This window comes from Sphingomonas sp. (assembly GCF_024508665.1).
Taxonomy (GTDB): domain Bacteria; phylum Pseudomonadota; class Alphaproteobacteria; order Sphingomonadales; family Sphingomonadaceae; genus Sphingomonas.
In genome coordinates this window covers 1-22,646 of the sequence record NZ_JANINP010000001.1, presented here as the reverse complement: position 1 = coordinate 22,646, position 22,646 = coordinate 1, and the positions used below count along the sequence as shown (strand labels likewise).

19 protein-coding genes and 1 pseudogene are annotated in these 22,646 nt (G+C 63.9%); 14 read left to right on the top strand and 6 right to left on the bottom strand.

Features of this window, described 5'->3' with window-relative positions:
• Positions 1-4 precede the first annotated feature (4 nt).
• The 11 genes from Q0L25_RS00100 (at position 5) to Q0L25_RS00050 (ending at position 10,815) form a co-directional block, all read left to right on the top strand.
• Positions 5-556, top strand: coding sequence for a pseudouridine synthase (locus tag Q0L25_RS00100; protein WP_296610835.1), 552 nt, complete (start codon positions 5-7; stop codon positions 554-556).
• Positions 553-918: a hypothetical protein gene (locus Q0L25_RS00095; RefSeq protein ID WP_296610833.1), complete on the top strand. Its 366-nt coding sequence runs from the start codon at positions 553-555 to the stop codon at positions 916-918. Before Q0L25_RS00100 ends, Q0L25_RS00095 begins: the two co-directional genes overlap by 4 nt.
• Before the next feature lie 135 nt (positions 919-1,053).
• Positions 1,054-1,383 (top strand): hypothetical protein, encoded by a 330-nt coding sequence (locus tag Q0L25_RS00090; protein WP_296610832.1) that lies wholly within the window; start codon positions 1,054-1,056, stop codon positions 1,381-1,383.
• A gap of 47 nt (positions 1,384-1,430) precedes the next feature.
• Entirely contained in the window at positions 1,431-1,997 is a 567-nt protein-coding gene (locus Q0L25_RS00085) for an HdeD family acid-resistance protein (RefSeq protein WP_296610830.1), read from the top strand.
• Positions 1,998-2,236: 239 nt separating this feature from the next.
• Positions 2,237-3,067 (top strand): sulfite exporter TauE/SafE family protein, encoded by an 831-nt coding sequence (locus Q0L25_RS00080; protein WP_296610829.1) that lies wholly within the window; start codon positions 2,237-2,239, stop codon positions 3,065-3,067.
• A gap of 78 nt (positions 3,068-3,145) precedes the next feature.
• Positions 3,146-4,333 carry a pyridoxal phosphate-dependent aminotransferase gene (locus Q0L25_RS00075; protein WP_296611397.1) on the top strand — a complete coding sequence of 396 codons (1,188 nt, stop codon included), beginning with the start codon at positions 3,146-3,148 and terminating at the stop codon, positions 4,331-4,333.
• A 238-nt stretch (positions 4,334-4,571) separates the two neighbouring features.
• Positions 4,572-7,199, top strand: coding sequence for a TonB-dependent siderophore receptor (locus Q0L25_RS00070; RefSeq protein WP_296610828.1), 2,628 nt, complete (start codon positions 4,572-4,574; stop codon positions 7,197-7,199).
• Positions 7,200-7,363: 164 nt separating this feature from the next.
• Positions 7,364-8,875 carry a CHASE3 domain-containing protein gene (locus Q0L25_RS00065; protein WP_296610826.1) on the top strand — a complete coding sequence of 504 codons (1,512 nt, stop codon included), beginning with the start codon at positions 7,364-7,366 and terminating at the stop codon, positions 8,873-8,875.
• A complete protein-coding gene (locus Q0L25_RS00060) occupies positions 8,872-9,318 on the top strand; it encodes a response regulator (RefSeq protein WP_296610824.1) in 447 nt (148 codons plus the stop codon). The genes Q0L25_RS00065 and Q0L25_RS00060 overlap by 4 nt, the downstream gene beginning before the upstream one ends.
• Positions 9,318-10,355, top strand: coding sequence for a histidine kinase dimerization/phosphoacceptor domain -containing protein (locus Q0L25_RS00055; RefSeq protein ID WP_296610822.1), 1,038 nt, complete (start codon positions 9,318-9,320; stop codon positions 10,353-10,355). The genes Q0L25_RS00060 and Q0L25_RS00055 overlap by 1 nt, the downstream gene beginning before the upstream one ends.
• 85 nt (positions 10,356-10,440) lie before the next feature.
• On the top strand, positions 10,441-10,815 hold the full coding sequence (locus tag Q0L25_RS00050; protein ID WP_296610820.1) for a group III truncated hemoglobin: 375 nt from the start codon (positions 10,441-10,443) through the stop codon (positions 10,813-10,815).
• 32 nt (positions 10,816-10,847) lie between these two features.
• Here Q0L25_RS00050 and Q0L25_RS00045 read toward each other — a convergent pair whose 3' ends face one another.
• The 3 genes from Q0L25_RS00045 to Q0L25_RS00035 form a co-directional block, all read right to left on the bottom strand.
• Entirely contained in the window at positions 10,848-11,294 is a 447-nt protein-coding gene (locus tag Q0L25_RS00045; RefSeq protein ID WP_296610818.1) for a nuclear transport factor 2 family protein, read from the bottom strand.
• Between the two features lie 14 nt (positions 11,295-11,308).
• Positions 11,309-11,623 (bottom strand): EthD family reductase, encoded by a 315-nt coding sequence (locus Q0L25_RS00040; RefSeq protein WP_296610817.1) that lies wholly within the window; start codon positions 11,621-11,623, stop codon positions 11,309-11,311.
• A gap of 175 nt (positions 11,624-11,798) precedes the next feature.
• Positions 11,799-12,002: a hypothetical protein gene (locus Q0L25_RS00035; RefSeq protein ID WP_296610815.1), complete on the bottom strand. Its 204-nt coding sequence runs from the start codon at positions 12,000-12,002 to the stop codon at positions 11,799-11,801.
• Between the two features lie 394 nt (positions 12,003-12,396).
• Between Q0L25_RS00035 and Q0L25_RS00030 the strand changes: the two genes are divergently transcribed.
• From Q0L25_RS00030 to rplL, 3 genes are all read left to right on the top strand, one after another.
• Positions 12,397-15,738 (top strand): SIR2 family protein, encoded by a 3,342-nt coding sequence (locus Q0L25_RS00030; RefSeq protein WP_296610814.1) that lies wholly within the window; start codon positions 12,397-12,399, stop codon positions 15,736-15,738.
• A 640-nt stretch (positions 15,739-16,378) separates the two neighbouring features.
• Entirely contained in the window at positions 16,379-16,894 is a 516-nt protein-coding gene (gene rplJ, locus Q0L25_RS00025; protein WP_296610812.1) for a 50S ribosomal protein L10, read from the top strand.
• Between the two features lie 109 nt (positions 16,895-17,003).
• A complete protein-coding gene (gene rplL / locus Q0L25_RS00020; protein WP_296610811.1) occupies positions 17,004-17,387 on the top strand; it encodes a 50S ribosomal protein L7/L12 in 384 nt (127 codons plus the stop codon).
• 540 nt (positions 17,388-17,927) lie between these two features.
• Here rplL and Q0L25_RS00015 read toward each other — a convergent pair.
• From Q0L25_RS00015 to Q0L25_RS00005, 3 genes and pseudogenes are all read right to left on the bottom strand, one after another.
• Positions 17,928-19,280: an LPXTG cell wall anchor domain-containing protein gene (locus Q0L25_RS00015; RefSeq protein WP_296610809.1), complete on the bottom strand. Its 1,353-nt coding sequence runs from the start codon at positions 19,278-19,280 to the stop codon at positions 17,928-17,930.
• A gap of 76 nt (positions 19,281-19,356) precedes the next feature.
• Positions 19,357-21,291, bottom strand: coding sequence for a CocE/NonD family hydrolase (locus Q0L25_RS00010; RefSeq protein ID WP_296610808.1), 1,935 nt, complete (start codon positions 21,289-21,291; stop codon positions 19,357-19,359).
• 337 nt (positions 21,292-21,628) lie between these two features.
• A pseudogene (locus Q0L25_RS00005) lies at positions 21,629-22,646 on the bottom strand (hypothetical protein); the annotation flags it as partial.

Genomic DNA, 22,646 nt, shown 5'->3' with positions numbered 1-22,646 from the left:
CCGCATGGCGCGCCTGATCCTGTTCAACAAACCCTATGGCGTGCTGTGCCAGTTCACCGATCGCGGGACCGAGGGATCGACGCGCCCTACCCTGTCCGCGTTCATCGATACGCCGGACGTCTATCCCGCCGGCCGGCTTGATCTCGACAGCGAGGGACTGTTGCTGCTGACCGATGACGGCCGGCTGCAATCGCGCATCGCCGACCCCAAGTTCAAGACCGCCAAGACCTATCTCGCCCAGCTCGAAGGCGAGGTGAGCGACGACGCGTTGGCGGCGCTGCGCAGCGGCGTGCGGCTGAAGGACGGCGTCACCCGCCCAGCCGAGGCGAAGCGCATCCCCGCCCCCGACCTGTGGCCGCGCAATCCGCCGATCCGCTTTCGCAAGAACGTGCCCGATAGCTGGATCCGCCTGACCATCCGCGAAGGCCGCAACCGCCAGGTCCGCCGCATGACCGCGGCAGTCGGCCACCCGACGCTGAGACTGGTGCGATGGAGCATCGGCGACTGGACGCTCGACGGCATCGCGCCGGGGGAATGGCGATCGCGGGACGTGTGAAGATTTTCTTCGACGGCGGCTGGCGGCCGGCGTCGGGAATGGAGACCGCGGTGGTGCTGCACGGGCAGGCCTATCTGCGCCAGGGGCTCGGGCCGGGGTCGGCGATGGAGGCCGAGTGGCTCGCTTTGTTGCACGCGGTTGAAATCGCGCGTGCGTCCGGCCTCGTCGATCCGGTTTTTTGCGGCGATTCGCTCGCGGTGATCGACCAGGCCGGCGGCGCGGTCCCGTGCCGCGGTCAGAGCTGCGTGCATCTCCAAGCGCTCGCCGCATCGGGCCACCCGGCGGGATCGCTCCGCCTTCGTCATGTCGGGCGCTCGCAGAATCTTGCCGGCATCGAGCTGGCGCGGCTTCACGAACGATAGGCAGCGATCCCGCGGCGCGGCGGTGCGCGGCCGCCGACCTCGCTCCCACCCCGCCGGCCCGGGTCCGGATATGTACGGATGGAGTCGGCGCGCCGCGCGACCGATGGTGCGGCCTGCCGCTTTGGGAGAATGTCGATGCGAGCAATGCTGTTGCTGACCGGCGTGCTGGTGCTGGCCGCGTGCAAGCCCGCGGAAAGCCCGACCTTCAACAGTTCGACAGCGTCGACGCCGAACCCGACCAACGTCAGCGCCGCAATCGAAGCGCTGCCTGCGGCGCAACGCGATGCCGTGCTGTTGCGGGCGATCCTGGACGCGGACCTGCCGTGCCAGAAGATCGACAAGGCGGAACGGATGACCACGCCGGACGGCAAGATGGAGTGGCGCGCGACCTGTGACGGCGGCGCGCAGCATCTGATCGACATACTGCCAAACGGCTCCGCAACCGTGGTTCAGCCGCATCGATAGATAACCGCCGGACCGCCGACTCAGCGTCCCCCCTGGAGGATGAAGCAATGGTCACCGAGATCAATCGAGTAGAAGTGCGCACGTTCGAGATCGACAAGAATGCCTGGCGCTGGTTCGTCGGCATAGGCTGCGCGCTGGCGCTGCTCGGCCTGCTCGCCTCGGCCAATCTGGTCATGGCGACGGTCGCGGCAACCTACATCGTCGCCCTCTCCATGTTCGCCGCAGGCATAGTCATGGTCGTGCATGCTTCCGCGGTGCGAGGGCTCGGCTGGGCGCTGGTCTGGGCGGCGTTCGGCATTCTCTATGCCGCCGCCGCCACGTTCCTGTTCTACGATCAGCAGCTCGCGGTCAGGCTGATCACCGTCTGGCTGGCGGTCCTTTTGACCGCGTCGGGTGCCGTGCGCCTGGTCGCGTCGCTGGTCCATCCGCTGCCCGGCTGGGGCTGGATGCTGGTGTCCGGCATTTTCAGCGTCGCGGCCGGTCTCATCATCGCCAGCGGCTGGCCGGCGAACGCCGTCTGGGTGCTCGGCTTGGTAATGGCGATCGACTTGCTGGTGCACGGCATGATGCTGATCCTGGTCGGCGTCAGGTTGAGACCCACCGAAGGCGGCTGAGCCCGACGATCGGACTGCTACAGAAGCATCGGCGACGAGACGCCGACCGGCGCTGCCTTGGCGCGGGCGCACGAGCGATGACGGGCGACGAAAAACCCGTTTTCGAGTAAATTTGTTACTGTAACCGCGTCACCGGCATTTTCTTGTTGCAAATAGACGAGCAGCTGCGCAGCTTGCGATTCGTCAGGGCGATGACAAGCCCTGCCCGCAGGAGAGGCCTCTCATACAGGGGGTAGGTCTTGGCTGCATCGCAAACCGTTTGGCTGATTCCGTTGATCGCGCTGTTGTGCGCGGGACTGATCGCGGGTTTTGCCGCCGGTATTTTCGGCATCGGTGGGGGGTTCATCGTCGTTCCGGCGCTAATGCTGGTCCTGCCGTTATTGGGCGGCGACAAGCATCAATATGCGCATGTCGCGATCGGCACGTCGGCCGCGACGATCATCCTGACCTCGCTCAGATCGCTGCGATCGCACGCCAAACGCGGCGCGGTCGAATTCGAGATATTGCGCGCCTGGGCGCCGTGGCTGATCTTCGGCGATGCCGTCGGGGTCGTCCTTGCCGGCCATGTCGACGGACATGTGCTGCTGCTGATTTTCGCCATCGGCGTGCTGCTGATGTCGCTCAACTTCCTGGTGCCGCGGCTGAGCGATCACGTCATCTCCGACTCGATGCCCGGCCTGGCGCCGCGCGTTGCGATTGCCGGCGGACTCGGTACCTTTTCGTCGTTGCTCGGGATCGGCGGCGGCACCATCGCGATCATGGTGATGACGCTGCATGGCCGCTCGATCCATCGCGCGATCGCTACCGCATCGGGCATCGGCGCGCTGATCGCCATCCCCAGCGCGATCGGTTTCGCGATCATCGGCTTTCGCGAGCCCGGCCTGCCCTGGGGCTCGCTCGGCTATGTCAATGTGCCGGCAACGATCATCATAGCCTCGATGTCGGTGCTGACCGCGCCGCTCGGCGTGGCCGCCGCGCATAGCTTGCCGGCCGGACCGCTCAAGCGCGTGTTCGGCCTCTACCTCATCTTCATTTCCATCGTGATGCTGAGGAACGCGATGAAATTCTGAGAAATTCTGAAAATGGCGAAGGGTCGACGGGACCGACCAGCGCGAACAGGGAGCAGCAAGATGATCGACCGTGCCAAGATGATCGACTGTGAAAGCGTTACCGATACCGTTCTGAACGAAGAGTCCACCGACGATCTGCTCAGCCGCGGCTATGCCCGGCGCGACCTCGCCCGTATCGCCGCGATCTTCGGCGTCGGCGCCGTGGCGGCAGCGAGCGGTAGGCCCGCCTGGGCGTCGGCCGGCGTCCCCGATCCTGCCCCCAGCGCCAAGACACGGATCGGCGCCAACGAATGCTGGACCGGCCCGCTCGCGCCCGGCCAGGCGGCGGCGGCGAAGATGATCGCGCAAGGCAATCGCTATTCCCCGCACGACGAACGCAGCGATTTCATCAAGGCGGTAATGTCGGTCGAGGGCGTGCCGTTCGACCATGTCGCGCCCTGGCCCGGATCGAGCGATCCGCTGTCGCGCGCCGTCGTGACCTATTGCTCGCCGACCAAGGGGCTGGTCACCGCCGATCCGACCTTCGAACTCGCCGGCCGCACGGCGACCTGGCTCGGCGCGCCGGTCAAGGCAGTGCCGCTCACTCCGGACTACCGCCATGACGTGAAGGCGATGCTGGCGGCCGATCCCAATGCCGGGCTCTATTATATCTGCACGCCCAACAACCCGACCGGGACGATCACGCCGCTCGCCGACATCGAATGGCTGATCCAGAACAAGCCGGCCGGGTCGATGGTGCTGATCGACGAGGCCTATACGCATTTCGCCGGCGTGCCGGTCGCCTCGTCCTTCGCGGTCAAATATCCCGACGTCATCGTCATGCGGACCTTCTCGAAGATCTTCGGCATGGCCGGGATGCGGATGGGCTATATCATGACCCAGCCCGCCAATATCACCAAGATGATGCGCTATGACGGCGGCATGCAGTCGGGCGCCCTGCCCCTGCCCTCTCTGGTCTGCGCGACCGCGAGCCTGACCGCCGGCCCGTTGATCGCGCAGCGTCGCGCCCAGATGCAGGCCGCACGCGCCTTCGCCATCGATCACGTCAAGAAGCGCGGGCTGAAGGTCGTACCGACCGAGGCGAACATGTTCATGATCGACTGGAAGACCAAGCCGGCCAAGGACATGCAGGCCGCCTTCCGCACCCAGAGTGTGGAGATCGGCCGCTCCTGGCCGATCTGGCCGACCGTGTCGCGTGTCACGGTCGGGTCGATGGCCGACATGGTCGCGTTCGCCACCGCGCTGGACAAGGTCTGGACCGCCTGACGATGCGGCTCACGCCGTTCCTTACACTGGTTGAACGACAGGGCAGCGGCTCCCCCGCGTCCAACGCGGCCGCGCGCCCTGTCGCATTTTCCACGTCACCCGCTGCCGCGTCCCTGGGGGCAAGGCAGCCAATCCGTTCGCGGCGCGGCGAGCCAGGACAGAGAACGTCCACCGGCGCTTCGCGAACGGCACTGAGCGGGAGGGGGGTCTGAAGGCTTTCTGTTGAAAGGGGCCTTCGATGAAAAGATCGGTATCTATTGCGGCACTTGCACTCGGCACTTTGTGGGCAGCGAGCGCACAGGCCAGGACGGCTGACAGCACCGCCGACAAGGTAGCTGACAAGACGGAGAGCAGCACGCCCGCCGCCGCGCCTGACGATCCCCAGGCAACAATACTTCCCGCAGCGTCGGTCGCGAGTGACCAGGCCAGCGACGAGATCATCGTCACCGGCACCCGCGTCGTCGGCACCACGGCGGCGGAAAGCTCCGCCCCGATCAAGGTCCTCGACGCCGGCACGCTGAGCCGCGTCGGACAACCCAATCTCAACCAGGTGCTGACCCAGCTCGTTCCCTCGTTCAACGCCCAGGCGTTCGGCGGCGATACCGCGAACCTGACGCTCTCGGCGCGGCTTCGCGGGCTCAGCCCCAATCACACCTTGGTCCTGGTCAACGGCAAGCGCCGGCATGGCACCGCCAACCTCGCGGTCCTCGGCGGGCCCTATCAGGGCGCGGCGGCGGCCGATCTCGACCTCATCACCCCCGCCTCGGTCAAGCGCATCGAAGTGCTCGAACAGGGCGCAGCCGCGCAATATGGATCGGACGCGATCGCCGGCGTCATCAACATCATCCTGAAGGACGATACGAGCGGCGGCGAGGCGACCGCCACCGGCGGCTCCTATTACGACACCGGCGGCGAGACCTGGGCCGGCAGCTTCACCATGGGCACCAAGATCGGCGAGAACGGATTTATCGATCTCACCTTCTTCCACCGCTTCCATGCTTTCAGCCAGGTCGGCGGCCTCGATCGCCGCGTGACCGATGACAAAGGCGTGCTGCGCACCAACCTCTCGGCGGCGCAACAGGCGCTCTATGCCGGGATTCCCGGCTTTCCTTATGTCAACCGGATCAACGGCGACGCGCGCTCGCACCTCACCAACCTGCAATACAATGCCGGCTACGATTTCGGCGACGTTCAGCTCTACAGCTTCGGCAGCTATTCGAAGCGGATCGCATCGGCCTACGAGAATCTACGCGTGCCCGATCGCATCATCGCCTCACCGGTGCTCGGCGTCGGCGGCACGCTCGGCGCGCCGGGCTCGATCGTGTTCGACCCCGATGGCGACACGCCGCCCAACGGCTTCAATCCGCGCGAAGGCATTCGCGAGGATGATTATTCGGTGACCGGCGGGGCCAAAGGAGACATTAACGGTTTCCGCTGGGATCTCAGCCTGACCTATGGCCAGGACAAGAACCTGATCTACACGCTCGATTCGGCTAACCGATCGCTGTTCATCGACACCCATTTCACGCCGACCGACTTTTACGACGGCATGTTCAAGGCGACCGAATGGACCGCGAACGCCGACTTCTCGAAAGAGGTCAATCTCGGCCTCGCGCAGCCGCTCAACATCGCGTTCGGCGGCGAATATCGGAAGAATATCTATGAGATCGGATCGGGCGACTCCGGCTCGATCTACAAGGAAGGCGGGCAATCCTATCCCGGCTTCCGCCCCTCCGACGCGGGCAGGCATAGCCGCCACAATTGGGCCGGCTATCTCGACCTGTCGGTCGAGCCGGTCGACGGTCTGAAGCTCGACGGCGCTCTGCGCTACGAGAATTATTCGGATTTCGGATCGACCTGGACCTGGAAAGCGACCGGCCGCTACGATTTCAGCCCGGCAGTGGCGATCCGCGGCACCGTCTCGACCGGTTTCCGCGCGCCGACCTTGGCCGAAAGCTATTATTCGGCGACCAACGTCTCGCCGAGCTCGGCTTTCGTCCAGCTTCCCGCCAATTCGGCCGCGGCCAAATTGCTCGGCTTCAGCAACCTCAAGCCCGAAAAATCGACCAATTACAGCCTGGGCTTCGTGTTCCGGCCGGCGCCCAAATTGACGATCACGCTCGACGCCTATCAGGTGAAGATCCGCGATCGCATTCTCGGCACCGGATCGATCTTCGGCAGCGGCGGCGCGGTCAATTTCCCGGTGGTGACGCAGGCGATCGTCGCCAACGGCAACGTCCTCGACCCGACGGTGAGCCAGACCGGCATCAACATCTTCACCAACGGCGCGGACACCAGGACCCGCGGCGTCGACCTGGTGCTGACCTATTTCAGCGATTTCGGCGATGCCGGCACGGTCGATTGGACGATTTCGGGCACCTATAACGAGACCAAGGCGACCAAGATCGAGCTGGCGCCCGCCCAGCTCACGCCGCCGGGCGGTACCACGCCGATCGCGTTGTTCGACAAGACCGCGATCGCCAATCTGGAAACGGCATCGCCCAAGGTGAAGATCGTCGGCTCGGCCGCCTACAAGCTGGGCGCCTTCGCCTCGACCTTGCGCGGTACGCTGTTCGGCAAGAGCACGGCCTATGCGTCCCCCGATGGCGGTACCTATTACAGGCAGGATATCGGCACCGCCTTCATCGTCGATCTGGATGCAAGCTATACGATCGCCCACACGGTGACGCTGACCATCGGCGCCAACAATCTGTTCAACAAGAAGCCGCCGACGGTCGCTTTGGTCCCCGGCACCACCAACTTCACCCTGGTCAATGGCGGCAACGTGATCGACGCGCCGCTGACCTTCTCGCCGTACGGGATCAACGGCGGCTATTATTACGGCAAGGTCTCGATCAAGTTCTGACGCAATGGCGAGCCGTCCGGGCAGCGGGCGGCTCGTCAACTCGGCCATGGGCAAGCGGGTCAAGCCAATCGGGAATGGAGTGCCGCCAAATCCGTCGCCCATATTGAGCGAAGTTAAGACAGCTTTTGTAGCGTTTCGTTTCGTCAACAATTAGACGCGACCGGATGTCCGGCGTGTTGGCCCAGCGTATCAAATCTCCCGAAGGCGTTGCGCGCCGCTTCCTCGTCATTTGCATGGTCATCGGTTTCGCCGGCCTGGCGCTGATCGGGATCGCCGCCGCGTGGCTGACGGCGCGGACCAGTGAACATACGCAATGGGTCAACCATAGCTATCAGGTCGAGGTCTCGATCGGCCGGCTGCAGGCCCTGATCGAACAGGCCGAAACCACGCGGCGCGGCTATGTCCTGACCGGCCATACCAGCTATGCCGACAATGCGCGCGCGACCGCGGCCAGGATCGGTCCGGCGATCGACGCGATCGCGGCATTGACCGCCGACAATCCGCGCCAGACCGCGCGGATCGCCGGCCTGCGGCGGCAGCTTGCCGCGATCGCCGCCGAACAGGACAAGACCATTGCCTTGACCCGCGCCGGCCGCCGCGAAGAGGCGGTCGCGTCGTTCGCCGCGGAAACCGGTTTTCGGCGGATGCGCGCGGTACGCGGCCTGCTGGCGGCGATGCTCGCCGACGAGCGTTCGCTGCTCCAGGCCCGCGACGCCGCGCAACAGAACGGCCTGCAAACCTTCTGGATCGTCCTGGTCGCCTCGGGCGTGCTGATCCTCGCTGTCGCCGCGGTGAGCCTGGCGGCGATCACACGCTATACGCGCGACCTGACGGCGGCGCGCGATCGGCTGCAATTGCTCAACACCGACCTGGAGGGCGCGGTCGCCGAACGGACCGCCGACCTCTCGCGTGCCAATGAGGAAATCCAGCGCTTCGCCTATATCGTCAGCCACGATCTGCGCAGTCCGCTCGTCAATGTCATGGGCTTCACCAGCGAGCTCGATGCCGCGCGCCAGTCGCTCGCCGACCTGGTGGACGCTGCCGAGCAGACGGCCCCCGAAATCGTGACCGACGAAGCGCGTGTCGCCGCGCGAGAGGATTTGCCCGAAGCGATCGGCTTCATCCGTACCTCGACGCAAAAGATGGACCGGCTGATCAACGCGATCCTCAAGCTATCGCGCGAGGGCCGGCGCGTGCTGACGCCGGAAACGCTGCCGCTCGACGAGATCGCTGCAGGCGTGCGCGACTCGCTCAGCCATCTCGCGATGGAGCGCGGCGCCGAGATTATCGTCGACTCGCCCTTGCCCGAACTGATCAGCGACCGCCTCGCGATCGAACAGATCCTCTCCAACCTGGTCGAGAATGCGGTCAAATATCTGTCCCCCGATCGCCCCGGCCGCATCGTCGTCAGCGGGCAGCGCACGCGCGACCGCGTGCTGATAGAGGTCAGCGACAACGGCCGCGGCATCGCGGAGGCCGATCACGCCCGCATCTTCGACCTGTTCCGCCGCTCCGGCACGCAGGACCAGCCGGGCGAAGGCATCGGGCTCGCGCATGTCCGCGCCCTCGCCTATCGCCTGGGCGGCACAATCGACGTGACATCCACTTTCGGCGAGGGCAGCACTTTCCGCCTCTCTCTGCCTTTCACTCTCCCTGACGCAGGAACGACCGCATGAACGAGCATCGCAGTGTCTCCATCATCATGATCGAGGATGACGAGGGCCATGCCCGGCTGATCGAAAAGAATATCCGCCGCGCCGGCATCCTCAACGACATCAAGCATTTCACCGACGGGACGAGCGCGCTCGACTATCTGTTCAAACATGCCGAGGGGCCCGCGCTGAACGGGCCCGCCCTGGTGCTGCTCGACCTCAACCTGCCCGACATGTCGGGGACGGATATCCTGACGAAGATCAAGGCCGAGGATTCGCCGGTCAAGCGCACGCCGGTCGTCGTGCTGACGACGACCGACGACAAGATCGAGATCCAGCGCTGTTACGATCTGGGCTGCAACGTCTACATCACCAAGCCCGTCAATTATGAGAGCTTCGCCCAGGCGATCCGTCAGCTCGGGCTGTTCCTGTCGGTGATCCAGGTGCCGGACGCGATCGCCGATTGATGCCCGACACTTTGCGCCGCCTTCTCTATATCGACGACGATGCCGGCATCCGCGCGCTCGCCACGCGCGCGCTGACCAGGCGTGGCTTCGACGTGACCTGCGCCGACGGTGGCGAAGCGGGCGTCGCGCTCGCCCGGTCCGAACAGTTCGATCTCGTCGCCGTCGACCATTACATGCCGGGCATGGATGGGCTCGAGACGCTGGTGCAGCTGCGCGCGCTCGAAAACCCGCCGCCGGTCGTCTACGTCACCGGGTCGGAGGAAGGCCGCGTCGCCGTCGCTGCGCTCAAGGCGGGCGCCGCCGATTATGTCGTGAAGACGGTCGGCACCGACTTTTTCGACCTGCTCGCCGCCGCGCTCGATCAGGTCCGCGAGCGCAGCGTGCTCGAACGCGACAAAAGGCTGGCCGAGGAGCGTTTGCGCGCCAGCAACGCCCGGCTCGAGGCGTTGCTGGGAGAGGTCAATCACCGCGTCGCCAATTCGCTGCAATTGGTCAATGCGATGATCCGCTTGCAAGCCAATGCGCTCGACAATGAAGAGGCACGGCAGGCGCTGGCCGATACCGAGCGCCGGATCGAGGCCATCGCCCAGGTCCATCGCCGCCTCTACACCTCCGACGATGTCGAGGGCGTCGACATGGAGGATTATCTCAAGGCGCTGGTCGACGAACTCGGGGAGGCCTGGTCGAGCGACGAGCCGCGGCGCGCGCTGCGGCTGGAGGTCGACCCGATGCGCCTGCCGCCCGACAGCGCCGTGTCGCTGGGCGTCATCGTCAACGAGCTCGTCTCGAACGCGTTCAAATATGCCTATGGCCCGACCGCACCCGGCGAAGTGCGCATCTCGCTGAAGCAGGATGGCGATGCCTATCTGCTCGCGGTCGAGGATGACGGCGTCGGCATGGACCCGACCCCGCGCACCCGCGGTTCCGGGCTCGGCAGCCGACTGATCAAGGCGATGGCGCAGAGCCTGCGCGGGTCGATCCAGTACGACACGAGCGGTCGGGGGGTTCGCGCGGTCCTGCGCGGCGCGATGGCCTGAAGCTGACGCCGCCGCTTACTTCGCCCGCCGGCCTTACGTACTGAAACGTATTCGCAATTCGGCGCGGTCTTCTTATTTCGCAGCCATGCAGATCACCGAAGACGATATCGCGAAGCTCGTTCCCGCTTTCTACGCGCGCGTCCGCGACGATGCGGTGCTCGGCCCGATCTTCAACGGCGCGATCGAGGATTGGCCGCATCACCTCGCCAAGCTCCAGGCGTTCTGGTCGTCGGTGCTGCTGACCAGCGGCCGCTACAAGGGCCAGCCGATGGTCGCCCATGTCCGCCACGAGCCGCATATGACGCCGGACAATTTCGCGCGCTGGCTCGCCTTGTGGCGCCAGACCAGCGCCGAGGTACTCGCGCCCGAGGCGGCCGCCATCTTCCAGGAAAAGGCGGACCGCATCGCAGAAAGCCTGCAACTTGGCGTGCAATTCTACCGGGACCGCAACGCCGCCTGATCGCGGTTGGCCGGCGCTGCCCGACGACGCAGTCAATCCGCCGCGTCGAAGAAGAAATAATGCTCGATGACTTTCCCGTCCGCGATCCGCGCGACGTCGGCGCCGCTGACGATGACTGTATCGCCGGGACCGCCCTTCCACTGCGCGGTGGCGATGCCGTGATGTCCATGGCCACCCGGCTGCACCTTGAAACTGAAGCCCGGAGGCATGTCGGCCAGGACGCCCTTTACCACGTCAGAGATCGCCTGATGGCCCGTCACCGCGCGCGCCGGCTCGAAGATCTGCGCGTCGCGATGATAGAGGTCCCCGATCGCCGCGAGCCTCTTCGCGTCGTCATATTCGTTCCAGACCCGTTCGATCGTGGCATGCAGGATCTCAAGTTCAGGCGATTCCGGCATTTTCGATCCCCATTCGCTGTCAGTACTGGCGCACGCCGCCGCGACGACGCTGTAACCACGCGGCCCGCAATCGTCGCTCAATTGGCACCGAACCCCTATTCTCCAACCACTTCGCTGATCTGCACGATCGGCGTGATGTCCGTATAATTGGCGACGTCCGCGACGATCTCCGCGCGGTGGGGACCGAACGCCGCCTGGAATGCCCCAAGGGTCGGCGCGTAGATATGGCACGCCGCGACGAACTTCGGCGCGCTTCCGGGTTCGCCACCCGCAAGGCCCTTTTCGATCTCGTAGCGCAAGCAGGCATCGCCGAGCCGTTCCTGGATCAGCGGCATGTGATGGGCGCGGTAATAGTCGTGATCGAACTTCGAGCCGCCATCGGCCGGATAATAGACGCTCATCTTGATCATGGTCGGGCTCCTCCCTGAACGCCCCTGCGGGCGTCCGAGCGGCCTCTCTAACTCACCGATACGTAAAGCGCATCCAGACTTTAGCTGAAGCGGGTGGCGGCGGCATGCCCGGGAGTATCCGTCCATGGCAGGATGGTCCCTTGCAGCTACCGCCAGCAGCTTAAGAGTGCGCGACCTAACGGAAGCGGCGCTCGGCCCGCCGCTTGCGCAGCGCCCGGCCGAACGCGGCGATGCGGCTCACCAGCAAGCGAGCGCGGGGAAAGACCTCGCGGTCTACCGCGTAAAAATCCGGATCGGACGCGACGAACCTGAATCCGCCGGGCACGCGAACCGCGATCCCGACCACGCGTCTTTCTGCTTCGACCACGAAACGGTCCATGATGCACCTCCTCGATGCGCGCGCGCTCGCGGCCCGTGGGCCGTCGCAAACGCCGCTTCTGTTCAGGGAACCGGCACAGTCGCCGGCGCGAGGGGGGCCCTAGGTCAGGCGCCTAAAAGGCTGCGCGCCCGCCCAGAGCGGGGAGGCGCTCGGTGCTGCTGCCCGGATGCACTGCGATGTGCAGGAAGGAGGGCGGGTGCTCATATCAGAGATATGGGGCCTGGGGCGCGTTCGTGCAATGCGTGTGGGCAGTGCGCGTTTCCACTCGCGATTAGAGTGAGGCCTTTGGTACGCTTTAATAAACCTGGTACTGTAATCTCCAATATCTCCATTATGAACCATTTTCCAGGCTAGTCTCTCCTCTGTTAATTTGGTTTCAGAGGCGATACGCCGTTTGGCCGACAAGTATTCCGGGGGGATAGATTTGGCATTGGATGATATTCGACGGTCTGCCGATGCGGGCCAGCTTGTGGTGGTTCTTGGAGCAGGCGCGAGCATGGCGCTCTTGCCCAAATCCGGAAAAGCCAAATCCTGGACTGGACTGGTCAATGCGGCATTGGTCTATGGACACGATCGCAAGTTAGTCACCGATACTCAGCTGCAGCGCTACGCGGATGCACTGATGTCTGACGATATGGACGAACTGCTCGGCGTGGCCGAATTCGCCGGACGCAAACTCGGTGCGCCTACGGGAACTGACTACGCCCGCTGGTTGCGATCGACATTTGACAACTGGCCGCTCGAGAACAGCGCGATGGCCAATGCGCTTCGGGCCATTGCTCAGAAAAACATTTTGATCGCTACACTCAACTACGATACTTCCGCCGAAGCCGCGGCGCGAATGCAGCCGATCGTACTTTCGAGTACCGAGGACGTGTTGGCATGGTGTCGCAAAGAACGTGAAGGGGTCCTGCACCTCCACGGAACTTGGACAGAACCGGTCAGTTGCGTGTTTGGAATCCGCGACTACCAATCCACACTCAATGACCAGACTCGCGATCTTGTCCAGAGATCGTTTAGTTCACTAAACCGTTTGCTGTTCGTCGGATGTGGAGACACGTTTGCGGATCCTAATTTCTCTGGGTTGATTAGTTGGCTTCGCGCAAATGTAGGCGCCGGAGCCCCTCAACATTATGCCCTCGTACGTGAAGACGAATTCGCTAGGCGGATGGCCGACCCGAAGTGGCGCGGCTTTGTCGAACCGCTCAGCTACGGAGGCTCCCATAACGAGCTACCTGCTTTTCTACTCGGCTGCTTTCCTACCCGACCTGTAGGTACCACCCGAGCCGCGAAAGCTAAGGTCACCGCCAACCGCGATCAGCAGATACTCGATGCATATAGGAACTTCCTGCTTCGTGACTGCGGAGAAATGGCGATCGAGGGTATGCGCGCAGATATGGACACCGCGCAGCGCAAATTCGATCTGGAAAAGCTATTTGTGCCGCTCGAGGTTCAACCATTCCCACCACAAATTCCGCTCAATGAGCCTGAGCGAGACACCAAGCTGCAAGACTGGTACGAGAAATTTGGCAAGCCGATAGCGTTTGCAAAGGCATTCTCTAAAAATAAGAGGATTGCGCTCCTTGCCTTGCCGGGCGGTGGCAAGACGCTTTTGTTAAAGCGCCTAGCTGTTGCGTATTGTGATCCGAAGCGACGCGAAGCAAGTCCCGATGCACTCCCTAATATCGACCTTATTCCTGTTATGATTCGTTGTCGTGAGTGGAAGGATCATATACGAAAACCGATTAATAGCCTTTTGCAAGAAGTTGCCGGAATAACGGGTGATCAGAAACTTCAGGGTTTAGCGCAGGCGCTTGAGAAACCCTTAAAGGCAGGAAACGTACTGCTACTTATTGATGGCCTCGATGAAATACACGAAGATGGTGATCGGGCTGTTTTTGTGGAGAACCTCGAAAAGTTTTCGAAGGATTATCCACGGATTCGTTTGCTGGTCTCCAGTCGGGAAGCGGGGTTCGATCTCGTCGCACCATGGCTTGCGCGATTCTGCATAAAGTACAAAATTGCGCCATTAAATGCAGATGCTATCCGCTCACTAAGCAACTATTGGCATCGTCTAATGAGCGGAGGATCGCCCGGCGCAATTGTCGAAGCTGACGTCGTTGCCAATACGCTTCTCAACAGCGAACCGCTCCGCCGTTTAGCGGAAAACCCGCTGCTTCTGACGATGCTCTTAGTTGTGAAGCATGGAGCTGGCCGGCTACCGCCAGATAGGGTCAGTCTCTACGACCGTGCGGTTGAAGTGCTACTCGACAGCTGGAACATTCAGGGGCACGAGGCCCTCAATATGAAGGAGGCTGTGCCACAATTGGCCTGCCTAGCATTCGAGCTAATGCGTCGGGGTCAACAGACTGCAACCGAACGCGAAATCCTCGCAATACTCGAAAGCGCTCGCGCAGAGCTTCCAATGATAGGTCGATACGCCAAAGATTCTCCTCATGAGTTCCTCAAACGGGTTGAGCTGCGGTCCAGTTTGATGCTGCAGGGGGGTCTAACCAACGAGGATGGGCGAACTGTACCGTTCTACCAGTTTCGTCATCTTACCTTTCAAGAATATCTTGCCGCGGTCGCCGCAGTCGAGGGTGATGTCCTCGACGCAAGTGCACCTTATTCCATAGTCGCTACAATAGGAGAGAACCTACTCAGTGACGAATGGAAAGAAGTGGTTCCAATGGCCGCAGTTCTAGCGCGCGGGCAAGCTACACCATTACTTGAAGCGCTGACAACTGCCGCTGATGCGGAATTGCTTTCGAAGATATCTTCGAAAAGGACGGAAAATTTTATACACGAGAGCATGCCCCGCGCCGCTTGGCGGCTAACACAAGCAATGGCTGAAGAAGCGGTTTTTGCACCAGAGCTGCTAGAGCGGGCGGCACGTATTATTGTATATTTTAGCACTTTAACTCGAATAACTGACAACTGGTCAACTTTAGGCCGAGGGCCCTACGGTCCTGATTTAAGACGAGCAGCTCTCGACAACTATTTAGATGGACGATTTACTTCTCGTCCGTTGATACGAAATACGCTATGCTCGCTGGAGGGTTATGGACAATCGATCGATTATTGGCGGAGCGATCAAGCTGTAGACGATATGATCGTTTCCTTGTCTGAAGATAATTTGAGGAGCCTCATTAGCAGTATTGCCGCTACGGGCGGCAGCTTTATGCTACTTCGTGACGAATCGTCTTTCGTCAGAAACACCGCGGTGTATGAGTCGCTTGAAAGGACGCTCTTCGACGATCGACCTGACGTGCACTACATTGGTGCATGGGCCTGGGGATTCTGGCGTCATCTACGCAAAAGAGCAAATCTATCTGCGCCTATACCTTCGAGTGATACGCTTATCCGCCTGACTGAGTTGTTTGTGAGAGGATTCAAGGATGAGTCCTACTCTATTGGCTTCGTCTTTGGTGAATTGACTGGTACGGGACAGGGAGTTGTTGATCTGTCGGGCAATAGAGAGCTCGTGCAGATCGTAAATGACTTGGTGGGCGGTCAATTAAGAGATCGCTCAATGGCCGCCGACCACCGCCAAGCGATTCTGCGGCTAGCATATTGGATGCCCAAAGAAATCGAGAGAGAAGTTTTGCGACAACTCGCTGCCAGCCTTAATTTGTCCGATAACGATGATGAGAACGCGGGAGATATCCTTGAATATCTTGGAGTTAAGCAACCCAAACTGACAAAGCGAATTACAAGATCATCGAGGCGATCTTGAAGGGTCCGTCTGGCTCATCGAGAATCGCAATGACGACAGACTCGCCGCCGGTACAGCTAGCATTCTTCGTCTATCAGCGACCAAGTAAAGCGTAATTCGCGGACGGGGCAGCGAAATGGTACATATGCGTGGGCAGGTGCGGCTCGCAGGCGGTGCCGCAGGTGATTAATTCTAGCGGGAACCGTGGCGGTCAAACTCACTTCAACGAGCTAATATGGAGCCGAGTTCTGAGATCACGAGGACAGCTGCTTGGACTTGCTCAGCCCGCCTGTGGTGTCGTCATTACCACTGGCCGATCAGGTCCGGCAACCGCCGGACGGCCCGCCCGCCCCCCAAACATTGACTTCCCCCCAAATCCCCGTATAGGCGCGCCCTCGCAGGCGGGCTTCGGCCCTCCCCTGCGTTACCGTCCGAGACAGCAGGTGCAGGGTATCCGCCCCGCTTAATGTCCTGCCTAGACGGGGAATGGAATTTGCCCGCCGTGCGGTTTGCCGCGCGTATGGGACTGCCGCTCTCCATGAAGACAGCGGCCGGCGCCATGCCCCATCGACGGAGAATTGGCCATGCGGGTCCGCCCGCAGGGTCGCTTTGAACCGGGCCGTTCGCCGTCAGGCGTGCGGTCCAAAACGTGGAGAATGGCATGGATCGTGGTCAAAAGGCCGCAGCCGTCGCCGATCTCAAGCAGACCTTCTCCGAGGTCGGCGTGGTGGTCGTCACCCGCAACCTCGGCCTGACCGTCGCCCAGTCGACGCAGCTCAGGACGAAGATGCGTGAGGCCGGTGCCAGCTATAAGGTCTCGAAGAACAAGCTTGCCAAGATCGCGCTGGACGGCACCGACTATCTCTCGCTGGGCGATCTGCTCACGGGTCCGGTCGGTCTCGCCACTTCCATCGACCCGGTCGCCGCCGCCAAGGTGGTGGTCGACTTCGCCAAGACGAACGACAAGCTCGAAATCGTCGGCGGCGCGATGGGCGCGACGGCTCTCAACGTCGAAGGCGTGAAGGCTCTGGCCACCATGCCGTCGCTGGATGAACTGCGTGCGAAGATCGTCGGCCTGATTCAGGCGCCGGCGCAGAAGCTCGCCAGCATCACCCAGGCGCCGGCCGGTCAGTTGGCTCGCGTGTTTGGCGCTTATGGGGCCAAGGAAGCCGCTTGACGACTTTGGTCGTCACCCCGGCGCAGGCCGGGGTCGCCGGCCGCAAACGTACACTTGTTGAGAATGGCCCCGGCCTCCGCCGGGGCGACGTAAATTTTGGAGAATACAAATGGCAGACCTGAACGCGCTGGTTGACCAGCTGAGCGAACTGACCGTGCTCGAGGCCGCTGAGCTCTCGAAGCTGCTCGAAGAGAAGTGGGGCGTCTCGGCCGCTGCGGCGGTTGCGGTTGCCGCGCCGGCCGCCGGTGGTTCCGGTGGTGGCGCCGCCGCCGAAGAAGCCAAGGACGAGTTCGACGTCGTCCTGACCGGCGACGGCGGCAAGAAGATCAACGTCATCAAGGAGGTCCGCGCGATCACCGGTCTCGGCCTGACCGAGGCGAAGACGCTGGTCGAGTCGGCTCCGAAGGCCGTCAAGGAAGGCGTCAGCAAGGACGAAGCCGAGAAGATCAAGAAGCAGCTTGAAGAAGCCGGCGCGACCGTCGAGCTGAAGTAAGCCGCAGTTGGGGAGACGGGGCGCCTCCGGCGACCCGCACCCCAACAAGGCCGGCCGGCGCGAGCCCAGGCTCGCGTCCGACGTCACGAGATTCACTCTCGTGACGGCCAGCAGAAAGAAAGGGCGACCCCAGCAATGGGGCCGCCCTTTTTTTCAAGCCCCTCCCCTTCAGGGGAGGGGTTGGGGGTGGGGGAGTTCGGCAGGCAACATTGCTTGTGGAGAGCCCCCACCCCAACCCCTCCCCTAAAGGGGAGGGGCTTATCGCCTCTCGTCGGCCAGCGGATATATCGTCATGCCGGGCTCGTCCCGGCATCCACCGTGCAGCGTAACCAAAGGCCGATGGGAGCGTGGCGCCGTGGATGCCGGGACCAGCCCGGCATGACGCAGGGTAAAAAGGCGTCACCGAAACATCGCGCCTCCCGGGCGAAGGCCGGGGCCCAGTCGCAATAGATTCTCCGCGGCAGGATACCATCGCGAGGTTATCGAATCTGGGCCCCGGCCTTCGCCGGGGAGGCGTCTATCGCTTCGAGAACTCGCGAATTACGCCACCCGGCGCTCGGCCACCTTCGGGTGCATACGCGGCTCGCCATCGAGGCGGAAAGGCGCCAGCTTGGCCCCTTCCCCGCGGTTGATGCCGATCATGTGCGCGGCGGTCGCCACGCCCGGCGCGCCGACATTCTCTCCCCAGCGATATTCGGCCTTCATCGCCAGCACCGGCACGAACCAAGGCTTGCCGTCGATCGTCATGACGTTGAGGTTGGCGCGCGGCAGCATCGCGGTGCCGGACAGCTCGACCTGGCTGCCGGCATGGATCTCGAACGGCGCGAGCACCGGCTGTTCGACCGGGTTGGCGAAGATCGTCTGCAGATCGGCCGCCTGGCGCGCGCTGGCGGTGGTCATGTAGATGCCGAAACGGACGTCGCGCGCGTCGCCGCGGCCGGTATTGCGGATGACGATGCGATATTCGATCGCCGCGCTCATCGACGGGTCGGTGCCGGCGCGCTGCGGGATCAGGACGATCTCCAGCTCGGGCTTCAAGTCCTCGAGCGAGCGAACGGGGGCTTGCGGCGCGCGGACCGTGACCAGGCCGGCGGGGAGCGGCGGCGCGGGCGGCTGGGGCGCCGGCTGGAGCCCCTCCGCTATGCGCCGTAGCGGGACCGTCAGCAGGCCGGAAGGCGCGGCGGGCGCAGGCGCGGGCGCGGGTTCGGGGACTGGCGCAGGAGCCGGCGCGGGGGCGGCCGCGCGTGGAGCCGGGCGCGGCGGAGCCACCGGCGCCACCACCGGAGCGACGACCTCCTCCTCGTAAAGATCCTCCTCGCGGCGGCGGCGGCCGAACAGGAACCATCCGCCGGCGAGCAAGGCCAGGAGCGCCACGCCGATCGCGACCAATGTGCCGGATGACCACCCGCTCGACGGCTGTTCGGCGGGCGCCGGAGCAGCCGCGGTCGGTGCCGCGCTGGGCACCGGCTCGGGCGTCGCGGTGGCGATTGGGGCCGGCGCGGCGCTGGTGGCTGGAGGCGTTGTCGTGGTCGGGGCCGGTGTTGGCGTCGCTTGCGGCGCAGGCGTGCCGGTCCGCGGCGTCGGGCGCGGGGTCGGGGTCGCGGCCGGCGTCGTACTGCTGGGCCGCGTCGCCGTGACCGGCGGCGGCGTCACGGTCTTGCTGGGCGCCGGCGCAGGAGTCGGCGCGAAGGTCGGGATCGGCGTCGGTCGGCTGAACGGCGCGACGATCGGCCCCGATGGCGGCGGCGTCGGAGTCGGCTTGGGCTTGGGCGGGAGGTTGAAGCCGCCGAGATCGGGGATGGATTGCGGCGGCGTGCTACCCGTCGATTGCGCAGCCGCCATCCCGGGCAGCACCGCCAACCCGGCGAGCAACATGCCCGCGCGTCTTAACACTCCAAAACCCCTCATCGACCTCACGTAATGCACAACCTAGCTGAACCTGCGCCGAATGTCCGGCGAAAGGCCGCCCTTAGCGCATCAACTGGGAAGGCGCGAGCGGCACGACGGGCAGCCACACCGCGCTCGGCGTCTTTCCGCCACGCATGATCGTCACCGTCGCCTTCTGATAGTCCGACTTTTTCGCGTAGAAGATGTTCGGGACGTATTTCTGCGGATTACGATCGTAGAGCGGGAACAGCGTCGACTGCACCTGGATCATGATGCGGTGACCGGGCTGGAACACATGGTTCACCGCGGGCAGGCGGAACTTGTATTCCTGCACCTTGCCGGCCGGGATCGGCGACGGGTTGCTGAAGCTGTCGCGATAGCGGCCACGGAAGATATCCAGGCTGATCGCCAGCTGATAACCGCCCATCTTGGGATCGGTGGCGTTCTCCGCCGGGAAGACGTCGATCACCTTGACCACGAAATCGCCGTCGGTGCCGGTCGTCTTGGCGAACAGGTCGGCCATCGGCACGCCCGACACGCGGACCGGCTGGTCGAGCACCGGGCTCTCGTAGCTCAGCACGTCCGGCCGGCCGTCATAGGAGCGCTGGTCCTGGACCAGCCAGTCGCCCCAGCGGCCGTCATTGAAATTGACCGGGCGCGGCAGATGCGGAACCGGCTTGGCGGGATCGGAGACATAGCTGTCGCCCCCCTCCCCACCCTTGTCGAAGCCCAGGCCGTCATCGCCTTGCATGTAGATCGGCTTGAGCGGCGACGGGCAGCCGGTCTCGCACGCCAGCGGCCAGGCGTTGAAGCGGTCCCAATGGTTTTCGCCGGTATTGTAGATCGTCGCCGCCGGCACGCTGACCGCCGGACCGTCCTTCAGATATTGATTGAAGAACGGCAGGATCATGTCTTCGCGATATTGCGCGGCGGTGTCGCCGTTCCACTTGAACGGCCCGAGCTCGTAACCGACGCGATTGATCTGGCTGTGCCGCCACGGCCCCATCACGATGAAGTTGTTGCCGGCCTTGCCCGCCTTCACCAGCGCCTCATAGCTGTGGATCGCCCCCCACATATCCTCCTGGTCCCACAGACCCTGTTCCCAGATCGTCGGGACGTCCGACGGGTTCTTGGCGAGGATCTTGTCGAGCGCCTGGTCCGACCAGAATTCGTCGTAGGCCGGGTGCATCGACATTCGGTTCCAATAGGGCAATTGGTCGTAGCCCGATTTCTTGGCCCAATCGCCGGCCGATCCGACCTCGCGGAAATTGTCGTAATCGTCGTACCCGCCGGTCGGCGGCGCCTTGCCGTCACCGCGATAGCCGGTCTGGGCGCCGAGCCAGGCGATATTGGCCAGGCGGAACGCGCCGTAATGGAACCAGTCGTCGCCCATCCAGCCGTCGATCATCGGGCTCTGTGGCGCCGCGACCTTGAGCGCGGGGTGCGGATGGAGCAGCGCCATGACGACGGTGAAGCCTTCGTAGGACGATCCGATCATCCCGACCTTGCCGTTGGATTCGGGCAGGTTCGCCTTGTTCACCAGCCAGTCGATCGTGTCATAGGCATCGGTCGTATGGTCGACCTTGGTATCGTTGAGCGGACCGACCACCGGGCGCGTCACGACATAGCCGCCTTCGGACAAATATTTGCCGCGAATGTCCTGATAGACGCGGATATAGCCGTTCTTGACGAAGATCTCGTCCGCCAGTGGCAGCGTGTTGAGCATCGACGCGCTGTCGGAGCGCTTGGCCCTGCCCTTGGCATTGTACGGCGTGCGGGTCAGCACGATCGGCGCGTTGGTCGCGCCCTTGGGGATGACGATGACGGTGTAGAGCTTGGTCCCGTCGCGCATCGGGATCATGACTTCGCGCTTGATGTAATCGGCGTTGGCGGCGACCGGCGGCGTGAACTTGGCCGGGATATCGTCCCCCTTGGGCGGCCATATCGGCGCCTGTTGCGCGAGCGCGGGAGTGAAGGCGAGAGCGACCAGAGGCAGTAACGCCAGCTTTTTCATCATGCGACCGAGTCTCCTTGGGAGGGGTTGCAGCGTCCTAGGACGCTACGGCAGCGGGATGCAATGGGTGTGTCGAACACTGCTCCCGTCGACAGCGGCGGGCGGCCAAATCCTCCCCGTTTACGGGGAGGGGGACCAAGACGCACAGCGGCTTGGTGGAGGGGGCTCGCGTCCAGCGCTGCACGTGTGGATGGCCCCCTCCACCACGCGGCTGAAGCCGCGCGGTTCCCCTCCCCGTTAACGGGGAGGATTCTTGGGGCGTCCTTTTCACCCCTCCCCCACCACAAAAAACGCCCGCCCCGGGAGGTCCGGGACGGGCGCCTGCGTGCCTGAGGGAGCGTCAGGCGTGTTGCGGTTCGCCGCGCAGTTCCGCGCCGACATTGTCGTGCATCGAGGCGCGGCTGAGTTCGAGCGGCTCGAGGCCTGGGCCGCCTTCTTCGGGCGTCACGCCGACCACGAACGAGGCGGAGGTGCGGCCTTCGCTGCCGTCTTCCAGCGTATAGCGCGCGTCGGCGACAATGATCGGACGGATCGCGTCGGGCAAATTCTCGCCCATGTCCGACTTGAGCAGCGCGAGCGTGGCGTCGATCCGCTTGCCCTCGCCCGGGTTGATCGTAACCGGGTCGGTGGTGCCGTCGGCCGGCGGGTTGACCAGCAGGCGCTCCATTTCCGACCCGTTGGGATCGCTCGACAACAGGAAGGTCGAGATGCGGACGTCGCGAGCAGGCGCCGATCCGGCATTGCCGACGGTGAGCTCGATTTCGACCAGGGCTTCGTCGACATTGGTGCCCGCGCGAACCGGGCGCATGGCGAATTCGAGCCAGGGACGCTCGGCCACCGGCGCGGTGCCGGCGGTGAGCTGCGCCACCTCGTCGGCCGGCGGCGTCGACATCTCGACCGCATCCGGCGCGGCGACGACGGGCTCGACGGCGGCGGCCGCCAGCGGGGCGGCACGGCGCAGATATTCGGGCTCCTTGCGCGGTTCGGCCTTGGCCACCGGCATCGGCTCGATCACCGGGGTCGCGGCGACCGGCTCGGGCTGCGGCTCGACATAGGTGTCTTCGACATAGGCCGGCTCGTACTCATATTCGCGACGACGGCCGCGCATCGCCAGCGCCGCGCCGAGAATGACCGCGAGCAGCGCGATGCCGCCAGCCACCCAGGCCCAAAGCGGTACCTCGCTCGTGGTGGTGGACTGGGTCGATGTCGTATCGGCGGCAGGGGCCGCTGGTTCGGCTGCCGGCGCGGCGGCAGGAGCCGGGGCCGACGCTGTGGTGTCCGCCGGCGGGGTCACCTGTGCCGGCGCAGGAGCGGCGGCCTGCGGCGCCGGGGCGGGCGCCGCTGCGGGGGCTGCGGCC